At 73.0% G+C, this 17,079-nt stretch carries 17 protein-coding genes; 11 read left to right on the plus strand and 6 right to left on the minus strand.

Annotation, left to right across the window (positions count from 1 at the left end):
• Positions 1 to 4: 4 nt before the first annotated feature.
• The 6 genes from cobM to cobC are packed head-to-tail and all read left to right on the plus strand — an operon-like array spanning position 5 to position 6,319.
• Entirely contained in the window at positions 5 to 823 is an 819-nt protein-coding gene (gene cobM, locus IE251_RS08185; RefSeq protein WP_189752239.1) for a precorrin-4 C(11)-methyltransferase, read from the plus strand.
• Positions 820 to 2,055, plus strand: a complete 1,236-nt coding sequence (gene cbiE / locus IE251_RS08190) for a precorrin-6y C5,15-methyltransferase (decarboxylating) subunit CbiE (RefSeq protein ID WP_189752240.1) — start codon at positions 820 to 822, stop codon at positions 2,053 to 2,055. Before cobM ends, cbiE begins: the two co-directional genes overlap by 4 nt.
• Positions 2,052 to 3,731: a precorrin-3B C(17)-methyltransferase gene (gene cobJ, locus IE251_RS08195; protein WP_189752241.1), complete on the plus strand. Its 1,680-nt coding sequence runs from the start codon at positions 2,052 to 2,054 to the stop codon at positions 3,729 to 3,731. Before cbiE ends, cobJ begins: the two co-directional genes overlap by 4 nt.
• The gene (locus IE251_RS08200) at positions 3,728 to 4,318 is read left to right on the plus strand and encodes a precorrin-8X methylmutase (RefSeq protein WP_189752242.1); all 591 of its coding nucleotides are present in this window, start codon (positions 3,728 to 3,730) and stop codon (positions 4,316 to 4,318) included. The genes cobJ and IE251_RS08200 overlap by 4 nt, the downstream gene beginning before the upstream one ends.
• On the plus strand, positions 4,315 to 5,232 hold the full coding sequence (locus tag IE251_RS08205; RefSeq protein WP_189752243.1) for a sirohydrochlorin chelatase: 918 nt from the start codon (positions 4,315 to 4,317) through the stop codon (positions 5,230 to 5,232). Before IE251_RS08200 ends, IE251_RS08205 begins: the two co-directional genes overlap by 4 nt.
• A complete protein-coding gene (gene cobC / locus IE251_RS08210; protein ID WP_189752244.1) occupies positions 5,222 to 6,319 on the plus strand; it encodes an Rv2231c family histidinol phosphate aminotransferase CobC in 1,098 nt (365 codons plus the stop codon). The genes IE251_RS08205 and cobC overlap by 11 nt, the downstream gene beginning before the upstream one ends.
• A gap of 124 nt (positions 6,320 to 6,443) precedes the next feature.
• Here the strand turns inward: cobC and IE251_RS08215 are convergent, their stop codons facing one another.
• The 5 genes from IE251_RS08215 to IE251_RS08235 form a co-directional block, all read right to left on the minus strand.
• Positions 6,444 to 7,352: an SCO1860 family LAETG-anchored protein gene (locus tag IE251_RS08215; protein ID WP_189752245.1), complete on the minus strand. Its 909-nt coding sequence runs from the start codon at positions 7,350 to 7,352 to the stop codon at positions 6,444 to 6,446.
• 133 nt (positions 7,353 to 7,485) lie between these two features.
• Entirely contained in the window at positions 7,486 to 8,577 is a 1,092-nt protein-coding gene (locus IE251_RS08220; protein WP_189752246.1) for an amidohydrolase family protein, read from the minus strand.
• A gap of 18 nt (positions 8,578 to 8,595) precedes the next feature.
• A complete protein-coding gene (locus IE251_RS08225; RefSeq protein ID WP_189752247.1) occupies positions 8,596 to 9,390 on the minus strand; it encodes an amino acid ABC transporter ATP-binding protein in 795 nt (264 codons plus the stop codon).
• Complete coding sequence (locus tag IE251_RS08230; RefSeq protein ID WP_189752248.1) at positions 9,387 to 10,220, minus strand: amino acid ABC transporter permease; 834 nt, start codon at positions 10,218 to 10,220, stop codon at positions 9,387 to 9,389. Before IE251_RS08230 ends, IE251_RS08225 begins: the two co-directional genes overlap by 4 nt.
• A complete protein-coding gene (locus tag IE251_RS08235; protein ID WP_189752249.1) occupies positions 10,217 to 11,065 on the minus strand; it encodes a basic amino acid ABC transporter substrate-binding protein in 849 nt (282 codons plus the stop codon). Before IE251_RS08235 ends, IE251_RS08230 begins: the two co-directional genes overlap by 4 nt.
• Before the next feature lie 138 nt (positions 11,066 to 11,203).
• Between IE251_RS08235 and IE251_RS08240 the strand changes: the two genes are divergently transcribed.
• From IE251_RS08240 to thpD, 5 genes are all read left to right on the plus strand, one after another.
• Positions 11,204 to 12,304 (plus strand): pyridoxal-phosphate-dependent aminotransferase family protein, encoded by a 1,101-nt coding sequence (locus tag IE251_RS08240; protein ID WP_189752250.1) that lies wholly within the window; start codon positions 11,204 to 11,206, stop codon positions 12,302 to 12,304.
• A gap of 324 nt (positions 12,305 to 12,628) precedes the next feature.
• Positions 12,629 to 13,147: a diaminobutyrate acetyltransferase gene (gene ectA / locus IE251_RS08245; protein WP_189752251.1), complete on the plus strand. Its 519-nt coding sequence runs from the start codon at positions 12,629 to 12,631 to the stop codon at positions 13,145 to 13,147.
• Between the two features lie 13 nt (positions 13,148 to 13,160).
• Positions 13,161 to 14,432 (plus strand): diaminobutyrate--2-oxoglutarate transaminase, encoded by a 1,272-nt coding sequence (ectB, locus tag IE251_RS08250; RefSeq protein WP_189752252.1) that lies wholly within the window; start codon positions 13,161 to 13,163, stop codon positions 14,430 to 14,432.
• A gap of 99 nt (positions 14,433 to 14,531) precedes the next feature.
• The gene (locus IE251_RS08255; protein ID WP_030617739.1) at positions 14,532 to 14,936 is read left to right on the plus strand and encodes an ectoine synthase; all 405 of its coding nucleotides are present in this window, start codon (positions 14,532 to 14,534) and stop codon (positions 14,934 to 14,936) included.
• Positions 14,937 to 14,943: 7 nt separating this feature from the next.
• Positions 14,944 to 15,837 (plus strand): ectoine hydroxylase, encoded by an 894-nt coding sequence (thpD, locus tag IE251_RS08260; protein WP_189752253.1) that lies wholly within the window; start codon positions 14,944 to 14,946, stop codon positions 15,835 to 15,837.
• Positions 15,838 to 15,890: 53 nt separating this feature from the next.
• Here thpD and IE251_RS08265 read toward each other — a convergent pair whose 3' ends face one another.
• Complete coding sequence (locus IE251_RS08265) at positions 15,891 to 16,949, minus strand: alkene reductase (protein ID WP_189752254.1); 1,059 nt, start codon at positions 16,947 to 16,949, stop codon at positions 15,891 to 15,893.
• Positions 16,950 to 17,079 lie beyond the last annotated feature (130 nt).

Genomic DNA, 17,079 nt, shown 5'->3' on the forward strand with positions numbered 1-17,079 from the left:
TTCCATGGCCGATGCCACCACCGGCAAGGTGACCTTCGTCGGTGCCGGCCCCGGCGCCGCCGACCTGCTGACGTTCAGGGCCGCGCGGGCCATCGCCGAGGCCGACGTCGTGATCTGGGCCGCGAGCCTGGTCCAGGCGGAGGTCCTCGACCACGCGCGCGAGGGCGCCGAAATCCTGGACTCGGCGGCCATGTCGCTGGAGGACGTCGTCGCGGTGTACCGACGTGCGTTCGAGGAGGGGCTGAGAGTCGCCCGGATCCACTCCGGCGACCCGGCGCTGTGGGGCGGCACGCAGGAGCAGCTGGACCGCTGTCAGGAGATCGGCATCGAGACCGAGGTCGTGCCGGGCGTGTCGTCGTTCTCCGCGGTGGCCGCGCTGGCGCAGCGGGAGCTGACGATCCCGGAGGTCGCGCAGTCCGTGGTGCTGACCCGGCTGGGCGGCGGCAAGACGCCGATGCCGCCCGGCGAGGAGGTGCGCGAGTTCGCCCGGCACGGCACCACCATGGCCGTGTTCCTGTCGGCGGCGCGCAGCGGGCAGCTGGTGCGGGAGCTGCTGGAGGGCGGCTACCCGACGTCCACCCCGGTCGTGGTGGCGTACCAGGCGACCTGGCCGGAGGAGCTGGTCGTGAAGTGCACGATCGGCACGCTGGAGGAGACGGTCAAGGAGCACAAGCTCTGGAAGCACACGCTGTTCCTGGTCGGTCCGGCGCTGGACGCGTCCGGCACCCGCTCGCACCTGTATCACCCGGGGCACTTCCACGGCTACCGCAAGGCCGACCCCGAGGCGCGGCGGGCGCTGCGGGAGCAGAGGGCGAAGAGTTGATCACGGTCGTCGGTACGGGGACGGGGGCGCCGGCCGGTCCGGACCTGCTCGCCGGGGCCGCGCTGGTGGTCGGCGGGCGGCGGCACCTGGACGCCGCGGCGCTGCCCGAGGGCGCGGAGCGTGTCGTGCTCGGGCCGCTGGCGCCCGCGCTGGACACCGTCGCGGAGTACGTCGGCAAGGAGCTGCCGGTGGTGGTGCTGGCCTCCGGGGACCCGGGGTTCTTCGGGATCGTGCGGGCGCTCGCGGAGCGGTTCGGCGCCGGGCTGCTGGATGTGCGGCCGGGGGTGTCCTCGGTGGCCACGGCGTTCGCCCGGATCGGGCTGCCCTGGGACGACGCGGTGGTGGTGAGCGCGCACGGCCGGGAGCTGCGGACGGCGGTGAACGTGTGCCGGGCGCGGCCGAAGGTGGCGGTGCTGACCGGGCCGGGGGCCGGTCCGGCCGAGCTGGGGGCGGCGCTGCCCGGGGACCGGGTGCTGGTGGTGGCGAGCGCCCTCGGTGATCCGGAGCGGGAGCGCGTGGAGCGGGTGACGGCGGCCGAGGCGGCGGCGCGGGACTGGGGTGCGGCGGTGAGCGTGGTGCTGTGCCTGGACGAGGCGCGGGCGCTCGGTGCGGTGCGGACGGTCGCGGGGGTGCCCGCGGCTCCGGAGCGGTGGGCCTTGGAGGAGGACGCGTTCGCGCACCGGGACTCGATGATCACCAAGTTCGAGGTGCGGGCGCTGGCCCTGGCCCGGCTGGGGCCGCGCCTGGGCGACCTGGTGTGGGACGTGGGGGCCGGGTCGGGGTCGGTCGCGGTGGAGTGCGCGCGGCTCGGCGCGGCCGTCGTCGCCGTGGAGAAGGCGGCCGACGGGGTCGGGCGGATCCGGGCCAACGCGCGCGCCCACGGCGTCGAGGTGGACGTGGTGCACGGTGCGGCGCCGGCGGCCCTGGCGGGGCTGGCGGACGATCCGGACGCGGTGTTCGTCGGCGGCGGGGGCCGGGAGCTGCCGGAGGTGGTCGCCGCGTGTGCGCGGCGGGCGCGGCGGACGGTGGTCGTGGCGATGGCCGCGCTGGACCGGGTGCCGGCGGCGCGCGCGGCGCTGACGGAGGCCGGGTTCGGCTGCGACGGGGTGCTGTTGCAGTCGTCGCGGCTCGCGCCGCTGCCGGGGGACGTGACCCGGCTGGCGGCCACCAATCCGGTGTTTTTGCTGTGGGGCGTGAGAACCCCGGTGTCTAGTGAAGGAGTTGACCAGTGATCGGCCTGATTTCCGCCACCGCGGCGGGGGCGGCGGCGCGGGACCGGCTGGCCGCGGCCTGGCCGGACCGCACGCGGGTGTACGAGGGTCCCGTCAAGGAGGCGGTGCGGGCCGCGTTCGCCGAGTGCGAGCAGCTGGTGTGCTTCCTGGCGACGGGCGCGGTGGTGCGGCTGCTGGCGCCGCTGCTGGCCGGCAAGGCGGCCGACCCGGGTGTGGTGTGTGTGGACGAGGGCGGCCGGTTCGCGGTGTCGCTGCTCGGCGGGCACGGCGGCGGCGCCAATGAACTGGCCCGCGAGGTGGGCGCGTTGCTGGGTGCGGAGCCGGTGGTGACGACCGCGACGGACGCGGTGGGGCTGCCGGGTCTGGACACGCTGGGGCTGCCGTACGAGGGTGCGGTGGCGGCGGTGTCGCGGGCGCTGCTGGACGGCGAGCCGGTCGCGCTGGCGGCGGAGGTGGCGTGGCCGCTGCCGCCGCTGCCGGTCTCGGACGAGGGGGCGTACACGGTCCGGGTCACCGACCGGGACGCCGTACCGGGTGAGCGGGAGGTGCTGCTGCGTCCGCCGTCGCTGGTGGTCGGGGTCGGTGCGTCCAGGGGCGCGCCGGCCGAGGAGGTCCTCGCGCTGGTGGAGGGGGCGCTGCGGGAGGCGGGGCTGACGGCGCGGTCGGTCGGTGAGCTGGCCACCGTGGACGCCAAGGCCGGGGAGCCGGGCATCGTGGCCGCCGCCGAGCGGCTCGGGGTGCCCCTGGTGACGTACTCCGCCGAGGAGCTGGCGGGTGTGGAGGTGCCGAACCCGTCCGCCGCGCCGCTGGCCGCGGTCGGTACGCCGTCGGTCGCCGAGGCCGCCGCGCTGCTGCGCGGCGGTGAACTCCTGGTGCCGAAGCGGAAGTCGGCGATGGCGACCTGTGCGGTGGTACGGCGGCCGGCGCGCGGGCGGCTCGCGGTGGTCGGGCTCGGGCCGGGCGCCCGGGACCTGCTCACCCCGCGTGCGGCGGCGGAGCTGCGGCGGGCCTCGGTGGTGGTGGGTCTGGACCAGTACGTGGACCAGATCCGGGATCTGCTGCGGCCGGGGACCCGGGTGCTGGAGTCGGGGCTCGGCGCGGAGGAGGAGCGGGCGCGGACGGCGGTCGCCCAGGCCCGCGCGGGGCACGCGGTGGCGCTGATCGGCAGCGGGGACGCGGGGGTGTACGCCATGGCGTCCCCGGCGCTCGCGGAGGCGTCGGACGACATCGACGTGGTCGGGGTGCCGGGGGTGACGGCGGCGCTGGCCGCCGGCGCGGTCCTGGGCGCGCCGCTGGGCCACGACCATGTGTCGATCAGCCTGTCCGACCTGCACACGCCGTGGGAGGTCATCGAGCGGCGGGTGCGGGCGGCGGCCGAGGCGGACCTGGTCGTCACCTTCTACAACCCGCGTTCCCGGGGCCGGGACTGGCAGCTGCCCAAGGCGCTGGCGATCCTCGCCGGGCACCGGGAGCCGGCGACGCCGGTCGGTGTGGTGCGCAACGCGTCCCGGCCGGACGAGTCGAGCCGGGTCACCACGCTGGCCGCGCTGGATCCGGCGACCGTCGACATGATGACGGTGGTCACCGTCGGCAACACGGCCACCCGGATCGTCGCGGGGCGCATGGTGACCCCGCGCGGCTACCGCTGGCAGGCATCGCGGGAGGAGCCGAAGTGAACCGTGTCGTCCATCCGATCGAGCAGGAGTCCTACCGGCGGCTGCGTGCCCGCCTGGACACCTCGCACTTCCCGCCGCTGACCCGGGCGGTGGTGGAGCGGGTCATCCACTCCGCCGCCGACCTCGAGTACGCGACCGATCTCGTCATGGCCGAGGACGACCTGGTGCGGGCGCACGCCGCGCTGCACGCCGGGGCGCCGGTGGTCGTGGACGTGGAGATGGTGGCCGCCGGGATCACCCGGCGCGAGACCGTCTGCCGGCTGAGGGACGCCGTGGCCGGGCCGGGGCTGACCCGGTCGGCGCACGCGATCCGGCTGGCGTACGAGCAGGTCGGTCCCGGGGCCCTCTGGGTGATCGGCAACGCGCCGACCGCGCTGGAGGAGCTGCTGACCCTGGACGCCGACCCGGCCCTGGTCATCGGGCTGCCCGTCGGTTTCGTCGGCGCGGTCGAGTCCAAGGCCGCGCTGCGGGAGAGCGGACTGCCCGCCGTGAGCAACGTGTCCGAGAAGGGCGGGTCGGCGGTCGCGTCCGCCGCGCTCAACGCCCTGCTGTACCACCCCGTTCCAGACTCCGAGGAGACCTCGTGACCACCCCGCCCGCCCTGCTCATCGCCGGACACGGCACCCGTGACGACGCCGGTGCCGAGGCGTTTCGCGACTTCGTCCGGGAACTGGGGCGCCGCCACCCCGATCTGCCCGTCGCGGGCGGCTTCATCGAACTGTCCCCGCCGCCGCTCGGCGAGGCCGTCGCCGAACTGGTCGAGCGGGGCGTGCGCCGGTTCGCGGCGGTGCCGCTGATGCTGGTGTCGGCCGGGCACGCCAAGGGTGACATCCCGGCCGCGCTGGCCCGCGAGAAGGAGCGGCACCCGGGCATCTCCTACACCTACGGCCGCCCGCTGGGCCCGCACCCGGCGCTGCTGAGCGTGCTGGAGCGGCGGCTGGACGAGGTGCTGGACGGCGCGGACCGCGCGGAGGTGACCGTGCTGCTGGTCGGGCGCGGCTCCACCGACCCCGACGCCAACGCGGAGGTGTTCAAGGCGGCGCGGCTGCTGTGGGAGGGCCGCGGGTACGCCGGGGTGGAGACGGCGTTCGTGTCGCTGGCGGCGCCGGACGTGCCGAGCGGCCTGGAGCGGTGCGCGGCGCTGGGCGCGCGGCGGATCGTGGTCCTGCCGTACTTCCTGTTCACCGGCATCCTGCCGGACCGGGTGCGGCAGCAGACCGAGGACTGGGCGGCGGCGCACCCGGAGCTGGACGTGCGGTCGGCCGATGTCATCGGTCCCGAGCCGGAGCTGCTGGACCTGGTGATGGAGCGGTACGAGGAAGCCGTCAAGGGCGATCTGCGGATGAACTGCGACTCGTGCGTGTACCGGATCGCGCTGCCGGGGTTCGAGGACAAGGTGGGGCTGCCGCAGCAGCCGCACTTCCACCCGGACGACGACGGCCACCACCACGGGCACGGGCATCACCACCACGGGGGCCACTCGCACAGCCATGCGCACTGAGCCGAGCGGCGTCCCGGAGCCCGATCTGCGGCACCACGGGGACGCGGAGGTCCGGGACGACGGGGCCGGGCTGGTGGACCTCGCCGTCAACGTCCGGGCGGACACGCCCCCGCGGTGGCTGCGGGAGGAGATCGCCGGTTCGCTGTCGTCCCTCGCGGCCTACCCGGACGGGCGGGCCGCGCGGGCGGCGGTGGCGGCGCGGCACGGGCTGCCGGTGGAGCGGGTGCTGCTGACGGCGGGGGCCGCGGAGGCGTTCGTGCTGCTGGCCCGTGCGCTGAAGGTGCGCCGGCCGGTGGTCGTGCATCCGCAGTTCACGGAGCCGGAGGCGGCGCTGCGGGACGCCGGGCACAGCGTGGACCGGGTGCTGCTGCGGGAGCGGGACGGGTTCCGGCTGGACCCGTCGGCGGTCCCGGAGGACGCCGACCTGGTGGTGATCGGCAACCCCACCAACCCGACGTCGGTGCTGCACCCGGCGGGGACGGTCGCCGGGCTCGCCCGCCCCGGCCGGACGCTGGTGGTGGACGAGGCGTTCATGGACGCGGTGCCGGGCGAGCGGGAGGCCCTGGCCGGCCGCACGGACGTCCCCGGCCTCGTCGTGCTGCGCAGCCTGACCAAGACCTGGGGCCTGGCCGGCCTGCGCATCGGCTACGTGCTCGCCGCCCCGGAGACCATCGCCGAACTGGAGCGGGCCCAGCCCCTGTGGCCGGTCTCCACCCCGGCGCTGGCCGCGGCGCGGGCGTGCGTGACGCCCCGGGCGCTGGCCGAGGCGGGTCACGCGGCCCACCGCATCGCCGGCGACCGGGCGCACCTGGTGGCCGGCCTGACCGCGCTCGCCGCCCACGGGGTACGGGTGGCGGGCCCGGCGCGGGGCCCCTTCGTCCTGGTGCGCGTCCCCGAAGCGGCCGCGGTCCGCCACCGCCTGCGCGACCTCGGTTACGCGGTCCGCCGGGGCGATACGTTCCCGGGCCTGGACCAGGACTGGATCCGCCTGGCCGTACGCGACCGCACGACGGCGGACGGCTTCCTGAAGGCCCTGTCGGCCGTGCTCGGCGCGCCGGTCTCCCCGCCCCGGAAGGCCGCGCCCTGACCGGGGGCGGCGCAGCGGACTCCCCGCCCCGGAAGGCCGCTCCCTGACCGGGGGCGGCGCACCGGGCGGGGAGCGGCGCGGGGGCCGTCGGACGTCCCGGCGGCCGGCCGGGCCCGCGGAGCCGTCAGCGCTTCCCGCGCCGGGCCAGGGTCAGCGCTCCCCCGCCCGCCAGCAGCAACGCCAGCGCGCCGCCCGCGATGTACGGGGTTGCCGGACTGCCGCCGGTCTCGGCGAGGTCGGCCTCTGACGGGGCGCCCTGGGGGCGGGGGCCGGCGGCCGGGTCGTGGCTGGGGACCGGCTTGGCGGTGGGCGGGGCCATCGGGGACTCGCAGGTGGCCTCGGCCAGGGTGACCGTGCCCTCGACCTCGGCGACGCCCAGCTTCAGGGGGTTGACGGAGACCTTGAGTCCGAGGGCGGTCGCGGCGGCCGTGCGGGTGGTCGTGGTGTGCCGGGACAGGTCGAGGCGGACCTCGCCGACGCCGGGCACCTTCACCTCGACGGGGGCGCCGGCGGTCAGGGTGACGCGCTTGCCGAGGACGGTGACGGCGCCGAGGACGTTCGCGGCGGCGGTGGGCGCCTCGCCGGCCTCGCAGGTGGCCTTCGCGGTGACCGCGTCGGCCTCGATCACGGACAGCAGGGGCAGCCCGGGTACGTGCAGCCGGGCGTGGGCGACCCGGACCGAGCCCTCGGCGCGCCGGGCGGTGACCGTGGCCTTCGACTCGGCGACGTCGGCGCCGAGTACGGTGAACGGTTTGCCGCCGTCGACGCCGTCGAGCCGGACGGACAGCGCCGTGCGGTCCGCGCTGCGCGGTGCCTGGACCTCGTTGAAGGAGACCGCGAGCGGGACGTTCACGGTTTTGTTCAGCAGGGACACATCGAGGCCGGTGCGCAGGACGACGGCGGAGGCGCGGCCGTGGCCGGTGGTCGCGTGCGCGCTGCCCGCGCCCAGGACCACGGGTGCCGCGGTGAGGGCGGCGGCCGTCACGAGGGCGGCCGAACGGCGTGCGGGCATGCGGAAGTTGTTGCTGTTCAAGGCGGTGGGACCCCCAGAGGAAACGTGCTTGGGACCCGTCAACCTTGTCCCCGGTACGGGTGAACGGTCAGCGTTCCAGGGCTACTTCACCCGAACGTGAATACCCCGCACGGTGATTCGAATCGGGGGGCGGCTACCCGACGACCCGCCCGTTCAGCACCACACGGCGCGGCGCCGCCAGCACCCGTACGTCGGCCCGGGGATCGGCCTCGTACACCACCAGGTCGGCGGGGGCGCCCTCGTCCAGACCGGGCCGGCCGAGCCAGGCGCGGGCACCCCAGGTGGTCGCCGACAGGGCGGCGAGGGGCGGGATGCCGGCGGCGACCAGCTCGGCGACCTCCTCGGCGACCAGGCCGTGGGCCAGCGAGCCGCCGGCGTCCGTGCCGACGTAGACCGGGATGCCGGCGTCGTAGGCGCCGCGCACGGTGTCGTAGCGCCGCTCGTGCAGCCGGCGCATATGGGCGGACCAGCGGGGGAACTTCCGCTCACCGCCCTCGGCGAGCCGCGGGAAGGTGGCGATGTTGACGAGGGTGGGCACGATGGCGACGCCCCGCTCGGCGAACAGCGGGATCAGGTCCTCGCTGAGCCCGGTCGCGTGCTCGACGCAGTCGATGCCCGCCTCGACCAGGTCGCGCAGCGAGCTCTCCGCGAAGCAGTGCGCGGTGACGCGGGCGCCGAGCCGGTGGGCCTCGGCGATGGCCGCTTCCACCGCCTCGCGGGGCCAGCAGGGGGCGAGGTCGCCGAGGTCGCGGTCGATCCAGTCGCCGACCAGCTTGACCCAGCCGTCGCCGCGCCGGGCCTCCTGGGCGACGTAGGCGACGAGGTCGTCCGGTTCGATCTCCCAGGCGTAGTTGCGGATGTAGCGGCGGGTGCGGGCGATGTGCCGCCCCGCCCGGATGATCTTCGGCAGGTCGGCGCGGTCGTCGATCCAGCGGGTGTCGGAGGGCGAGCCGGCGTCCCGGACCAGCAGGGTGCCCGCGTCCCGGTCGGTGAGCGCCTGCTTCTCGGCGGTCTCGGCGTCGACCGGGCCGTGCGCGTCCAGGCCCACATGGCAGTGCGCATCGACCAGGCCGGGCAGGGCCCAGCCGGTGACGGTGCGCACGTCCCGGGCGCCGGCGGGGCGGTCGTAGGAGATCCGGCCCCCGACCACCCACAGCTCGTCCCGGACGTCGTCCGGACCGGCCAGGACGCGCCCCTTCACGTGCAGCACAGCGCCATCGCTCATGCACCGCACCCTAACGGCCTACGCCTCGGACTTCCCCACCTGGTCGGAGGTCTCCTCCTCCACGTCGGCCATCGCCGGGTCGAGCAGGCGGGAGAGGAAGTGCCGGGTGCGCTCGTGCCGCGGGGCTCCGATGACCTGGTCCGGGCTGCCGTCCTCGACGATCACTCCGCCGTCCATGAAGACGACCCGGTCGGCGACCTCGCGGGCGAAGGTCATCTCGTGGGTGACGACCATCATCGTCATGCCCTCCCGGGCGAGCATGCGCATGACGGCGAGGACGTCGCCGACCAGCTCGGGGTCGAGCGCGGAGGTCGGCTCGTCGAAGAGCATCACCTCGGGGCCCATGGCGAGCGCGCGGGCGATGGCGACGCGCTGCTGCTGGCCGCCGGAGAGGGAGGCCGGATAGGCGTCCGCCTTCTCGGCGAGGCCGACCCGGGCCAGGTTCTCGGCGGCGGTCCGCGCGGCGGTCGCCTTGTCCCGCCGGAGGACCCGGCGCTGGGGCAGCGTGAGGTTCTCGGTGACGCTCAGGTGCGGGAAGAGGTTGAACTGCTGGAAGACCATGCCGATGCGGCGGCGTACGGCGTCGATGTCGACGTCCGGGTCGGTGACCTCCGTGCCGCCGACGAAGACCTGGCCCTTGGTGGGCTCCTCCAGCAGGTTCACACAGCGCAGCAGCGTCGACTTGCCGGACCCGGAGGGGCCGATGACACAGACGACCTCGCCCTGGCGGATCTCCAGGTCGATGCCGCGCAGCACCTCGTTGTCGCCGAAGGACTTGTGCAGCCCGCGGACTTCGATCTCCGGGCGGCTCACCGGATCGCCTCCTGGGCCTTGGTCTCCATACGGCGTACGACGAAGCTGAGCGGGATGGTGACCAGCAGGTAGCACAGGCCCGCGACCAGGATCGGCGTGGAGTTGGCGGTCGTACTGGCCAGGTCCCGGCCGAACTTGGACAGTTCGCGTTCCTCCAGGGTGACGCCGAGGAACAGCACCAGCGAGGAGTCCTTGAACAGCAGGACGAGTTCGTTGGTCAGCGGCGGCAGGATGATCCGGAACGCCTGCGGGATGATGATCGAGATCATGGCCTTCGCCGGCGAGAAGCCGAGCGAACGGGCCGCCTCCATCTGTCCCTTGGGCACGGCCTGGATGCCGGCGCGGATGGTCTCGGCCATGTAGGCGGCGGAGACCAGGCCGAGCGCGAGGGCGACCTTGCCGTAGGTGCCGCCGGGGATCTCCGTGCCGGGGAAGGCGAGGGGCACGGCCACGCCGACGAAGATGAAGATCAGCAGGGCGGGCAGGCCGCGGAAGATCTCGATGTAGACGCCCGCCAGCCAGCGGTAGGGGCCCACGGAGGACAGCCGCATCAGCGCGATGACCATGCCGAGGACCAGCCCGACCACGAAGCCGGACAGCGTGTACAGCACGGTGTTCTTCAGCGCCAGCGTGATGACGTCCGGGAACATCTGCTTGGCGATGTCGGCCTGGGCGAACTGGTTCTGCAGCCGGCCCCAGTCGGCCGTGGCCGCGAAGGCGATCACGGCGGCGGCGAAGACGGCGTACTGGACGCCCCGCGACAGGGTGCGCTTCTGCCGCCGGGTCAGTCCCTTCTTCTTCGGCTGGAGGGGTGTGTCCGTGTCGGTCATGAGGCGGCGGGAGACGCGACGGAGGCGTCGTACGGGCCGATCCACTTCTCGTAGATCTTCTTGTAGGTGCCGTCGGCCTTGGCCTGCTTGAGCGCCTTGTTGATGGCGTCGCGCAGCGCCGTGTTGCCCTTCTTGACGGTGAAGCCGTACTGCTCGCCGGTCTTGAGGTTGTCGACGACCTTGAACTTGTCCGCGTTGGCCTTGTCCTTCAGCCAGCCCTGGACCACCGGGTAGTCGATGACGACGGCCTTGACCTGACCGGTGCGCAGACCGTTGAGGACCGCGTCGGAGGACTCGAAGGAGACCGGGTCGTAGCCCTTCTCCTTGGCGTAGTCCTCGCCGGTGGTCTGCGCCTGGGCACCCAGCTTCTTGCCCTTGGCCTTGACGTCGGCGAGCGAGGTGATCCCGCTGTCCTTGTCGACGAGGACGGCCTGGGTGGCCTCGAAGTACGGGTCGGAGAAGTCGACGTTCTTCTTGCGCTCGTCGGTGATGGTCATGCCGGCGGCGGCCAGGTCGCACTCCCCGGAGTTCAGGAAGGCGCCGGTCTTGAAGTTCTCGAAGGGGGTGTCGCGGATCTTCTGCTCGACGCCGAGGTCCTTGGCGACGAGGTCGATCAGGGCGACGTCGAAGCCCTGCACCTTGCCGTCGACCTCCGACTGGAACGGCGGGTACGGAAGGTGGGTGCAGGTGGTGAGCTGCCCCGCCTTGGCCAGGTGGACGCCCTTGACGGTGGTCTTGCCGCTCCCCCCGCCGTCGTCCGAGGAGCAGCCGGCCACGAGCGCGAGCCCGGCCGTCACGGTGATGGCTGCCAGAGCGCGGGTCCGGCGTCCGAGGAGCGTTGTCATGGGGGGAATCTCCCGGTAGGGAACGTTGGGTTCCGATTATAAGGAAAAGTTTGACCCTCTCAAATCAAACCCATGGTAACGGGGTCGTTGCACCTAAGATCGAGGGAATCGACTTCCCGTTTGAAGAGAGAGCACGCCGTGAGCCACCCCTTCCTCGATCTGCCCCCGCTGAGTGCCGAGCGCTTCGCCGCCATCGAGGACGGCGTGGCCCGGCTGCTGGACACCCGGCAGGACGTCCTGATCACCCAGGGCGAGGCGCTGCTGCCGCTGGAGGGCGCGATCCGCGCGGCGGCCGGGCCGGGCACGGTGGCCCTGAACGTGATCACGGGCCCGTACGGCCAGACGTTCGGCGACTGGCTGCGGGACGCCGGCGCCACCGTGCACGACCTCTCCGTCCCCTTCCACACGGCGGTGACCGCCGGGCAGATCCGGGAGGCGTTCGCCGAGCACCCGGAGATCGACTTCGTGTCGCTGGTGCACGCGGAGGCGGCGACCGGCAACACCAACCCGGTCGCGGAGATCGGCGAGGCGGTACGGGAGCAGGGCGCCCTCTTCTATCTGGACGCGGTGGCCTCGGTGGGCGCGGAGCCGGTGCTGCCGGACGCCTGGGGCGTGGACCTGTGTGTGATCGGGGCGCAGAAGGCGATGGGCGGCCCGGCCGGGGTGTCGGCGATCTCGGTGAGCGAGCGGGCGTGGGCCCGGATGGCCGCCAACCCCGGCGCCCCGCGCCGCTCCTACCTGTCCCTGCTGGACTGGAAGGAGCGCTGGATCGACGCGGGCCGCAAGGCGCTGCCGCACGCGCCGGCCCAGCTGGAGATGCTGGCGCTCCAGGCGTGCCTGGAGCGGATCGAGTCGGAGGGTCTGGAGACGGTGATGGCCCGGCACCGGAGCGCGGCGCGGGCCGCGCGGGCCGGCGCGGTGGCGCTGGGCGGGGGCCTCGAGCCGTATGTGCACGAGGAGCGGGACGCGGCGCCGGTCGCGACGACGCTGCGGGTGCCGTCCGGCGTGGTGGCCTCGCAGGTGGTGGCGCGGGCCCTCGCGAGCGATCCGGCGCTGCCGCTGGCGGCCGGCGGCGGGGCGCTGGCCAAGGAGATGATCCGGGTCAACCACTACGGCCGGGACGCGACGCCGGGTGCGGTGCAGGGCTCGCTGGCGGCGCTGGGCGCGGCGCTCGCGGAGCAGGGCCTGACGGTCGATCCCGCCGCCGCCCGCCGGGCCGCGGAGGACGCCTGGCGCTGAGCGCCGTTCGCTGTTCCCGGGGGCCGCGCTCCCGGGAACTTTTTTATGCCCGGACGTTATCGAAACCCACTCCATTTCATTTTCACAATTCCCGCCGATTCGCCGGACGATAGCTTCCCATCTTCTTCTTCCCGCTTTTTGCAGAGCTAAACGAACGAGTTTTCCGGCAGGTTTCCCCGGCATTTCGGGCTGTGACACACTCCACAGCGGATGAACTTTGTACCGATTTTCCCGGGTGCATTACGGACATATCTTCCGTCGTCCGAGGTGACACCGCTCCGGCTCCCGTGCACTTTCGAATTCACCTCGCTAAATTCGTGCCGCATGACCGCCGCACCCGCAGACCTGCTCATCGAAAGTCCGGCGACCAGCGACGGAGCCGCGCTCTGGCGCATCGCCAAGGAATCGAAAACCCTCGATCTGAACTCCTCCTACAGCTATCTGCTGTGGTGCCGGGACTTCGCCGGCACCTCGGTGGTGGCCCGTGGTGCGGACGGGGAACCGGTCGGCTTCGTCACCGGTTACCTGCGGCCCGGCCGCCCCCGCACCCTGCTCGTCTGGCAGGTGGCCGTCGACGCCGCCCACCGGGGCTGCGGCATCGCCGCCAGGCTGCTGGACGGGCTGACCCGGCGCCTCGTCGCCGAGCGCGGCATCACCGAGCTGGAGACCACCATCACCCCCGGCAACACCGCCTCCGAGCGTCTGTTCACCTCGTTCGCCGAGCGGCACGGCGCACGGGTCAGCCGCGAGGTGCTGTTCGACGCCGACCTGTTCCCGGGCGGCTCGCACGACCCCGAAGTCCTCTACCGCATCGGCCCGTTGACCGAGTCCACCGCCCACTGAGGAGCGAATCACCGTGACCATCACCCAGCCCGACCTGAGCGTGTTCGAAACCCTCGAATCCGAGGTGCGCAGCTACTGCCGCGGCTGGCCCACCGTCTTCGACCGGGCTCAGGGCAGCCGGATGTACGACGAGGACGGCCATGCCTACCTGGACTTCTTCGCCGGTGCCGGTTCCCTCAACTACGGCCACAACAACCCGGTACTGAAACGGGCGCTGCTCGACTATCTGGAGCGGGACGGTGTCACCCACGGCCTGGACATGTCGACCACGGCCAAGCGGACCTTCCTGCGGACCTTCCAGGACCTGGTGCTGCGCCCGCGGGACCTGCCGTACAAGGTGATGTTCCCGGGGCCGACGGGCACCAACGCGGTGGAGTCCGCGCTGAAGCTGGCGCGGAAGGTGAAGGGACGCGAGGCGGTCGTGTCGTTCACCAACGCCTTCCACGGCATGTCGCTGGGCTCGCTCGCGGTCACCGGCAACGCCTTCAAGCGGGCCGGCGCCGGCGTTCCGCTGGTGCACGGCACGCCGATGCCGTTCGACAACTACTTCGACGGCACGGTCCCGGACTTCCTGTGGTTCGAGCGGCTGCTCGAGGACCAGGGCTCGGGGCTGGACAAGCCCGCCGCCGTGATCGTGGAGACCGTGCAGGGCGAGGGCGGCATCAACGTGGCCCGGCCCGAGTGGCTGCGCGCGCTGAAGGAACTGTGCGAGCGGCAGGACATGCTGCTCATCGTCGACGACATCCAGATGGGCTGCGGCCGTACCGGCGCCTTCTTCTCCTTCGAGGAGGCCGGCATCACCCCGGACATCGTCACCGTGTCGAAGTCGATCAGCGGCTACGGCCTGCCGATGTCGCTGTGCCTGTTCCGGCCGGAGCTGGACGTGTGGGAGCCGGGCGAGCACAACGGCACCTTCCGCGGCAACAACCCCGCCTTCGTCACCGCCACCGCCGCCCTGGAGACGTACTGGACCGACGGCTCGGCCATGGAGAAGCAGACCCGCGCCCGCGGCGAGCAGGTCGAGCGGGCGCTGATCTCCATCACCGAGGAGAACCTCGCCGACGTCAAGGAGTACCGCGGGCGCGGACTCGTATGGGGTCTGGAGTTCCACGCGAAGGACCGGGCCGCGCGGGTCGCCCGGCGCGCCTTCGAACTGGGGCTGCTGATCGAGACGTCCGGCCCCCAGGGCGAGGTCGTCAAGCTGCTGCCCGCCCTCACCGTGACCCCCGAGGAACTGGACGAGGGCCTGAGCGTCCTCGCCCGCTCCGTCCGCGAAACCGCCTGAGGACCTACCGCTCAGAGAACGCCTAGGGAACGCCCAGAGAGCGCCTGGGACCGCCCGTGAACCGCCTGGCAAGACCGGGCAAGGAGGAAGAGCACCACCGTGATCGTCCGATCGTTCAAGGAGATCGAGGGCACCGACCGCCATGTGAAGGCGGCGTCGGGCACCTGGGAGAGCAAGCGGATCGTCCTCGCGAAGGAGCGGGTCGGCTTCTCCCTGCACGAAACGATTCTGTACGCCGGGACGGAGACGTCGATGTGGTACGCCAACCACATCGAGGCCGTCGTCTGCACCCGGGGCGAGGCGGAACTCACCGACCACGAGACCGGCACGACGTACACCATCACGCCCGGCACCATGTACCTCCTCGACGGGCACGAGCGGCACACGCTGCGCGTCAAGGAGGACTTCCACTGCATCTGCGTGTTCAACCCGCCGGTCACCGGCCGGGAGGACCACGACGAGAACGGCGTCTACCCCCTGCTCACCGAGCCCGAGGAGGTGTGAGAACCCCATGACCACCGCCACCGTGAAGGATCTCTACCCGACCCGCGGCACCGCCGAGGTGACCGTCCCCCGCCAGGACCCCGTCGTCTGGGGCGCCCCGGACACCCCGGGCCCGATCACGACCGCCGACCTCCAGCGTTACGAGCGGGACGGCTTCCTCGCCGTCGACCAGCTGATCACGCCGGACGAGGTCGCCCTCTACAAGCGTGAGCTGGACCGGCTGGTCTCCGACCCGGACGTCCGCGCCGACGAACGCTCCATCGTGGAGCCGAAGTCGAAGGAGATCCGCTCGGTCTTCGAGGTGCACCGGATCAGCGAGGTGTTCGCGAACCTGGTGCGCGATCCGCGCGTGGTGGGCCGCGCCCGCCAGATCCTCGGCTCGGACGTGTACGTCCACCAGTCCCGGATCAACGTCAAGCCGGGCTTCGGCGCGAGCGGCTTCTACTGGCACTCGGACTTCGAGACCTGGCACGCCGAGGACGGCCTGCCCAACATGCGCACGGTGTCCGTCTCGATCGCGCTGACCGAGAACCTCGACACCAACGGCGGCCTGATGATCATGCCGGGCTCGCACCGGACGTTCCTGGGCTGCGCCGGTGCCACGCCGAAGGACAACTACAAGAAGTCCCTCCAGATGCAGGACGCGGGCACCCCGTCCGACGAGGCGCTGACCGCCCTGGCGAGCGAGCACGGCATCCGCCTGTTCACCGGCAAGGCCGGCTCGGCGACCTGGTTCGACTGCAACTGCATGCACGGCTCGGGCGACAACATCACCCCGTACCCGCGCAGCAACGTGTTCATCGTGTTCAACAGCGTGGAGAACACGGCGGTGGAACCCTTCGCGGCCCCGGTGCGGCGGCCGGAGTTCATCGGGGCGCGGGACTTCACGCCGGTCCGGTGAACCCGTCCGCGAGGGCCTTCGCCGGGGTGCGCGAGGGCCCTCGCGGGGCGTGGTCACAGCGCCGGGTAGTCCGTGTAGCCCTCGGCTCCGCCGCCGTAGAAGGTCGCCGGGTCCGCCGGGTTGAACGGGCCGCCGGCGCGGAGGCGGGCCGGGAGGTCGGGGTTGGCGAGGAACAGCCGGCCGAAGGCGATCAGGTCGGCCGAACCGTCCTCGATCAGGGCGAGGGCGTCCGGGCCGGTGGGGCCCTCGGTCGCCGGGTTGAGGACAAGGGCCCCGCTGAAGCGCTTGCGCAGCACGGGCGTCAGGGCGCGGAAGTCCGCGCTCTCCATCACGTGCAGGTAGGCGAGGCCCAGCGGCTCCAGCGCGTCGAGCAGCGCGGTGTACTCCGGCTCCGGCTCGGGCTCCTGGATGTCGTTGAGGGGGTTTCCCGGTGAGATCCGCAGGGCGGTGCGGCCGGGGCCGATCGCCTCGGCGACGGCCCGGACGGCCTCCACCGCGAAGCGGACACGGCCCGGCACCGAGCCGCCCCAGCCGTCGGTGCGCCGGTTGCTGCCGGGCGCCAGGAACTGGTGGATGAGATAGCCGTTGGCACCGTGGAGTTCGACCCCGTCGAACCCGGCCTCGACAGCGCCCAGGGCAGCCGCCGCGAAATCGGCGAGGGTGGCACGGATCTCCGCCTCGGACAGCTCCCGGGGCGTGACGAAGTCCTTGGGCCCCTGGTGGGTGTAGACCTGGCCGCGCGCCGCCACCGCCGAGGGGGCGACGTTGACCAGGCCCTCGGGCAGCAGGTCGGGGTGGCCGACGCGGCCGGTGTGCATGAGCTGGGCGAAGATCCGGCCCCCGGCGGCGTGCACGGCGTCGGTCACGGGGCGCCAGGCGGCGATCTGCCCGGCGGTGTGCAGGCCGGGGGTGTCGGGGTAGCCCTGGCCGACGGCCGAGGGCTGGATCCCCTCGGTGACGATCAGGCCGGCCGAGGCGCGCTGGGCGTAGTACTCGGCGGTCAGGGCGGTGGGCAGCCCGCCGGCGGCCCGGCTGCGGGTCATCGGCGCCATGACGATGCGGTTGGCCAGCCGTAGGCCGGGGAGGTCGACGGGGTCGAAGGCGGTGGTCACGGGTAACCCCCAGGAAGAGTTAGTTGGTCGGCCAAGTAGCTCGACAATGACCACCCTAACCCATTCATTGGTCGACCAATCAAGTGGCGGTGGGTACGCTTCGGGACCGTACGACGGGATCTACGAGCAG

The organism is Streptomyces eurythermus, from assembly GCF_014649115.1.
Lineage (GTDB): Bacteria > Actinomycetota > Actinomycetes > Streptomycetales > Streptomycetaceae > Streptomyces > Streptomyces eurythermus.